Raw genomic sequence first — 5,933 nt, forward strand, 5'->3', positions numbered from 1 at the left:
AACCGAAGGGAAAGACGGCTCTCCACTCAATTTGTGATGGTTATTTAACCATCTAACACGCGACTTCTACATCGCACTTAACTTTAATAATCCATAGTCTGCTTGATTTGTCAATACCTTCTACTGGACTGGCGCTCTAGCAATCAGTGCTGCAAGTTTAACAAGCCCTTATAACTAAGGCACAAAGCAAACGTTAGCAATAGGTAGGAGACAACCATATCTCCGAAAAGGGGCAACCATGCCCCTCTCCCCGTAAGAAGAATCAAGGCGGCAACCACCGATTAGTTTTCCTCTCTAGGCTCAAGCCAGGCTCGGAACCCACTTACGGAGTGTTTTTTTATGAACTACTGCGAAAGAGCCGGCTTGTGCAATTTCCGAAAATTTAAGTATAATTTTAAGTATTATTGCTTAGCAGACAATATCTATCCTAGTGGGGATGTGGCAATAAACGGAATAAGGATGGTTTTTCAGCTTGTCCTATGTTAATGTAGCGAATATTACAAAAAACGCTCATGAATCCTCTACTGACAGGATTACTAAACTTGCAAGTAGTCGTTGAAGATTTTCAACACACTGACAAGGATTTAGTATTAAAAGTCGAACAAGAGAATAGGGCATTGTCAGAGACGGTAGTTCCTCCAAAGCCGCCTCTAAAAATTCCCAAGCGAGAAATTCGGACCAGCCTCAAGGCATTAACTACCGAAGGTGGCTTCGCTACAGTCTTTGCCAGTATCATCGGCGGCGCGTTGCTTAGTAATTTCTTACTGGATCTCGGGGCGAGTACAGTGGAAATTGGTATGCTTGCCTCAATTCCTCAGCTAACCAATTTGCTGCAACCGCTGGGAGCCTATCTGGGAGACCGCACGAACAGCCGCAATTGGTATTCCCTATTTATTTTTGGCTCGTCGCGGCTGCTGTGGTTGCTGGTTGTGCCAGGGATTTGGTTGGTCAGCTCATCTCGTATGGCTGGACAACAGTTGGTAGTGTTGACACTGGCAATTATCTGGGTGACTAATATTATGGAAGCTTTGGGGCGTGCTTCCTTTTTTAGCTGGATGGCTGTGTTAGTACCAGAGCGATTGCGGGGGCGGTATTTTGGGTTTCGCAATAGTGTTGTTACCTTAACCAATCTCATCGCTGTGCCGCTTCTGGGTCTAGCAGTATCGAAGTGGCCCGGTGGCTCGCTCTCTGGCTTCGGTGCGGTATTGGTTCTGGGAATCGTGCTGGGGATAATCAGTCTGGTCGTTCACTTCTGGATGACTGATGTGAATCCAAAGCTTTTACAGGCCACCGATTCGGATACAAACCACCTGTCACCTTGGGAGACTGTTTTTAGCTTCCTCAAAGATGCCAATTTTTTGAGGTTTCTTCTTTACACAGGCTTCTGGAGTTTTGCGGTTAACATCAGCGCTCCCTTCTTTAACCTCTACTTACTGGGGGATCTCAACCTCGATGTCAGTTTGGTAACGCTCTATAACAGCTTGGGAGCTGGTGCTAATTTGCTGATGCTGATGTTCTGGGGCAGACTGGCGGACCGGATTGGTAATCGCCCGGTGATGATAATTGTGGGTGTCTTGGTGGCTCTGACGCCTCTACTGTGGCTAGAAGCTGGAACTTCTTCTCTTTTCCTTTGGGTTTGGTTCCCCTTGTTGCATATAGTGGGCGGTGCGACTTGGGCAGCGATTGACCTGTGCAGTGGCAATCTGATGATGTCGGTGACGCCGCTACGCAATCAGTCGATTTATTTTGCTATTGCGGCGGCGGTTCCTGGAATCACTGGGGCGATGGGAATCACTGTTGGTAGCTATGTCGCGAGTCTGTCTCATTTTGGTGGTTTGCCAATGGCGTTTGCTCTCTCAGCCGTTCTGCGGCTGTTCGCCCTGCTGCCCTTAGTGTTTGTTCACGAGCAGCGTTCTGTGCGTGTGGGTCAGCTAATACGCGCCCTATTCCCAGTCAGACAACCAATAGAGCTGATTGAAGCAAAGGAATAGGAATAAATTTAGGAACTAGCCCTGGCTGCTTCCCTGAACTATGAGTTTCTAACCTTCGTCGCCAGTCAGTTGCGTCATACCCTCCACCTTATTTGGATTACCCGATCGAGCCTTTAGCACTTCTATTCGGCTGCCTAAATCCTTGCCTACTCCGGGCCTTCTCCCTGCTGCTGCATCTCATATTCTCGGATAAATTGGGCGATCGCATTTTTCCGAGCTTCTGTTAACTCGCTCGTTTCACCGAGACTACTCATTCGCTCAACAATCAAAGATGGTTCGAGATAGGGTTCGAGCCAGTTAAGGTCAAGTTTGTAGCCTGTTTTTTGAGTTTCGTTAGACCCATCCTCGCTAAAATCTTTTTGCAGGAACTTCTCCAAGAAATTCACTAGCCCTTCGTCATCGTCAATAATCTTTTCAACCCATTGCTTGACTTCCTCTTCTCCTGCCCAATTTTGCCAATGGTGTAAATTTTCAGAGAGCTTTGGGGATTGCAGTAGGAAGTTTTGTTGTGCAGCATCTCGCAGCCGCTTCAAGGCTATTCCTTCAAGCTCCTTAAGGTGCTCTACACTCTGGAGGCATTCCTCTGCGGGGATAGATTCTTCTGCTCCATACTTACCTTGTTCCTGACCCAATGCTGCTACTTCGCGCACAATTATCGATAAGGCGTTACCGTTTGATATTGCCTCTTTCAAGGTTTCAAACCTTGCTTGTTCGTCAATCCGACGCAACAATCGTGAGAGCAGGCGTTCAATTCTAATGTCATTGCCAAAATCAAACATTCCCTGCGGTTCGTCTTCTGCAGGTAAAAGCTGGTCGCCCACATCAAACAAAGCTTTCACAATTGAAGGAATGCAATTAGCAGGAATTTCTTTTTCAGTGTAATCCTCAAGCCGTTCGAGAAATGCCCGAACTTGCGACGTGCCATCAGAGCGTTTTTGATGAGCGAGTTCTACAAGATTTTCCCCCACTGCTTTTGCATCTTTTGCCAAGGCCAAAATTGCTTTAATCTCAGCATCCGAGAATTCATCTTGTGTTAATACTAAACAGAAGTAGTTGGGAAATATATCTAAGCTGCAAATCCGTAATTGTTTGTCCCATATTGATTCATCTTGTCCACGGGAGTAGGTATTATGCCAAACGGCTTCTAACTTAGGAAAAAGCTGCAATAGCAGCCTTTTAACTGGTTCTTTATCCTCGTCATCTTCCAACTTGGTCACCCACGAATCGTGAAAATCTTTGAGTTCGTCCAATGTCGGGATTAGAGAACCTTTCGTAGCCGCATTTCCCGCAAAGAATTTAGGATTTTTGCGGATTATGCCATATATCCTTGGGCGAAAGATCCGCAGGGACTCAATAGCAATGAAATCAACTGGGTTCACTTCATCTTTCACCGATGGGTATGTCACGGTTAAAATGTTGGTCAGACGAGCAATGTCGCGAGGATTGGTAATAAAGTGGTCTATCCCTTGTAAATAAACATTGCCCCAGCGACTTTGATTGAATAGTGGCTTTGGTGCCTCAGTCAGTATGCCATTGAGTTTTTCAAAAAGTAGCCTGCGCAGTGACGTTTTATCTGGAATAGGTAACTCAAAAGAAGCTTGAACAATCCGATCGAGGTAGATTTTTCCGGGTAGAGGTTGTGTATCTGCGAGGGTTTTGATGACAACTTCTTGATCGAAAACTAGCAAATAGACAACGTTAGTAAAATTCGGAATTGCTTTAATAAGATGAAATAATTGACTGATCTCCTTAGCGCTGAGCCTGTCAATATCGTCAATCGTTACTACAATTCGCGGATGCTCGTCTCCTAGTGTATCTTCGACTTCTTCTTTTAAGTCGGAAGTCTCTTTTTCTTTGTCGTCAAATAATTTGACAAGTGCCTTGCTAGCTTGAGCGTAAGGAATAGGAATTTCAGAAACTGCTTTGGCCAGATTGGTTATTCGACCTAGGAACCCTTTGGGGACAGCTTTAAACTGACTCAAAACAGCCTGTAATTGACCAATAAAGCGCCTTGTGATGTCTTCGCCTCCAGAAAATAACCAGGGATTAAAAGAGACAATAATAGGTGGCTCGCTCTCTGGCTTTTGCTGGAGATAATACGTTAAAAAGTTCAATAGTGTCGATTTGCCAAAACCTGAGGAACCGTAAACTGCAATAACGAACCCTTCAGGAAAGTTCATTTGGCAAATACTGTCTGCAAGACGTTTGGCGAAGGGTGCATATCCTAATCGGTCTTGTTTCGGCTCGATTAAGGCGTTATCTGCGGATGGGTCACTAAAATCCTCGGGCAAGATTTCTGAATCGTTATTTGTGTGAGCCATACAGCCTCTTTCTTTGTTAGCTAAGGGACTTTTTCCTTTCAACGTTTGTTTTAATTACCACCCCACTTGCCTGCTGAGTTTGGGGTGTTGAATTACGTCTTAATTATGGGATTGCTTATCTTTATAGATGCTTATAGAGTAGCATCAATCAAGCTCTGTTCTTGTCTACTGTTAGATGGATATTAATGTTAAGCTAGGTTATGTAGAAGGAACACAGTTCCCAAAATGAAACACCAGTTTACAAGCGCCTAAGTGGGCGCTCGCAGCAAACAAAGGCATCACGGTGAGGCAGGGGAGCATCCCAGTTTTGCAATGAGTATAAATACTGAGATAATTGCCTTGCCAAGTTGATGGCATAATAGAAAGCAAATAAATTACCATAACCTAAGTGCATATGACCCCAGAAGAACAGCAGAAGATCAAAATAAATCTCCAAGCAATAGCAGAGGTATTTTATAATAATACCTCGCCAGACAATCTCAAAAGCTTTGAATCTATCGAACTGACTGTCCGAGAGTATTTAGTTGAGACAGTAGCACCAGAAATTAGCAGTTTTTTTTTAACTCAGCAGCGGGAAAGGGTGAGGGGAGAAAAAGAACCATAAAAAGTTGTGTAGGAGAAATAAAGCTATCAAGTAAGCAAGCCCAAAAGTTGGGAATAAAGAAGGGAAGTCGTTTGAGTCCTCACTTAGAAAAATGTTGTTTATTATTAGTGGTCCATGAATCATTTGTCAATGCTGAAAAAGACTTAAAAATGTTGACAGGAATTTATGTACCGCACAGTACATAACATCGGCTACTAGAGCGTTATAAATTATCTTCACCATCGAACGGCGAGCAAGTAGAAGCATTGAGTATAGACGGAGGAAATATCAGGCTGAGAACTCCATTAGGAAAAGAAAGTGTATGGAGGAATTATAAGGCAGTTAAGATCCATAATCAAGTAGCAGCCGCCTTCTTCCAAAATAATCCAGATTTAGTGGAGTGGGTAAATAGCCAACTTTCAAATGAACCAATAACCTGTTTGGGAGATGGTCATGATGGGGTGTGGAATCTGTTTAATCAAATTGGGACTAATGAACAAAGAAGAGAAGTATTAGATTGGTATCATTTGATAGAAAATCTACATAAAGTAGGGGGGTCACTCAAACGAATCAGAAGAGTCGAGAGCCAACTGTGGCAAGGGTCAACAGTAGAAGCTACAGCCGAATTTGTAGGAGTTAGAAGTAAAGAAAGTCAAAATTTCCAGAATTATCTCCGAAAACATCAGTCAAGAATCCCCAATTACCAGAATTATCAAAATCAGGGTATTGATATTGGTTCGGGAGCTGTAGAGTCTTTAATTAAACAGATTGGAGCAAGAATTAAGATTGTAGGTGCACAGTGGAAAGAAAAAAACGTGCCTCAAATTTTAAGACTCAGATGTGCGTATTTAAATAATGAGATTAAAATGAGTAGTTATGCTTAGTTAAAAAGCGGGATGCTCCCGTGAGGCAGAACACTAGCATCCGTTTTTCTACGATCGCAGCTTAAGCCAATTGACAATAAGCTGATACGCAGCTAGATTGTATAATATAAATATAAAATAAGCGATCATTAGTTATAATGTATGCCAGCCAAAA

Annotated in this window: 2 protein-coding genes and 1 pseudogene; 2 read left to right on the forward strand and 1 reads right to left on the reverse strand. The window is 43.4% G+C overall.

The features are described 5' to 3' along the window. The first annotated feature begins 512 nt into the window (after positions 1–512). Positions 513–1,991 (forward strand): MFS transporter, encoded by a 1,479-nt coding sequence (locus QUB56_RS36040; protein ID WP_332961157.1) that lies wholly within the window; start codon positions 513–515, stop codon positions 1,989–1,991. A 146-nt stretch (positions 1,992–2,137) separates the two neighbouring features. Here the strand turns inward: QUB56_RS36040 and QUB56_RS36045 are convergent, their stop codons facing one another. After that, positions 2,138–4,312, reverse strand: a complete 2,175-nt coding sequence (locus QUB56_RS36045) for a P-loop NTPase fold protein (RefSeq protein WP_332961158.1) — start codon at positions 4,310–4,312, stop codon at positions 2,138–2,140. 394 nt (positions 4,313–4,706) lie between these two features. On the opposite strand from QUB56_RS36045, the pseudogene QUB56_RS36050 reads away from it, so the two are divergent. Further along, positions 4,707–5,779, forward strand: a pseudogene (locus QUB56_RS36050) (ISKra4 family transposase). Positions 5,780–5,933 lie beyond the last annotated feature (154 nt).

This window comes from Microcoleus sp. AR_TQ3_B6, assembly GCF_036702785.1.
Classification (GTDB): Bacteria; Cyanobacteriota; Cyanobacteriia; order Cyanobacteriales; family Microcoleaceae; genus Microcoleus.

Excerpts from the sequence above, each read along its gene's own strand:
- QUB56_RS36040 (WP_332961157.1), top strand. The coding sequence starts at position 513 with ATGAATCCTCTACTGACAGGATTACTAAACTTGCAAGTAGTCGTTGAA.
- QUB56_RS36045 (WP_332961158.1), bottom strand. The coding sequence starts at position 4,312 with ATGGCTCACACAAATAACGATTCAGAAATCTTGCCCGAGGATTTTAGT.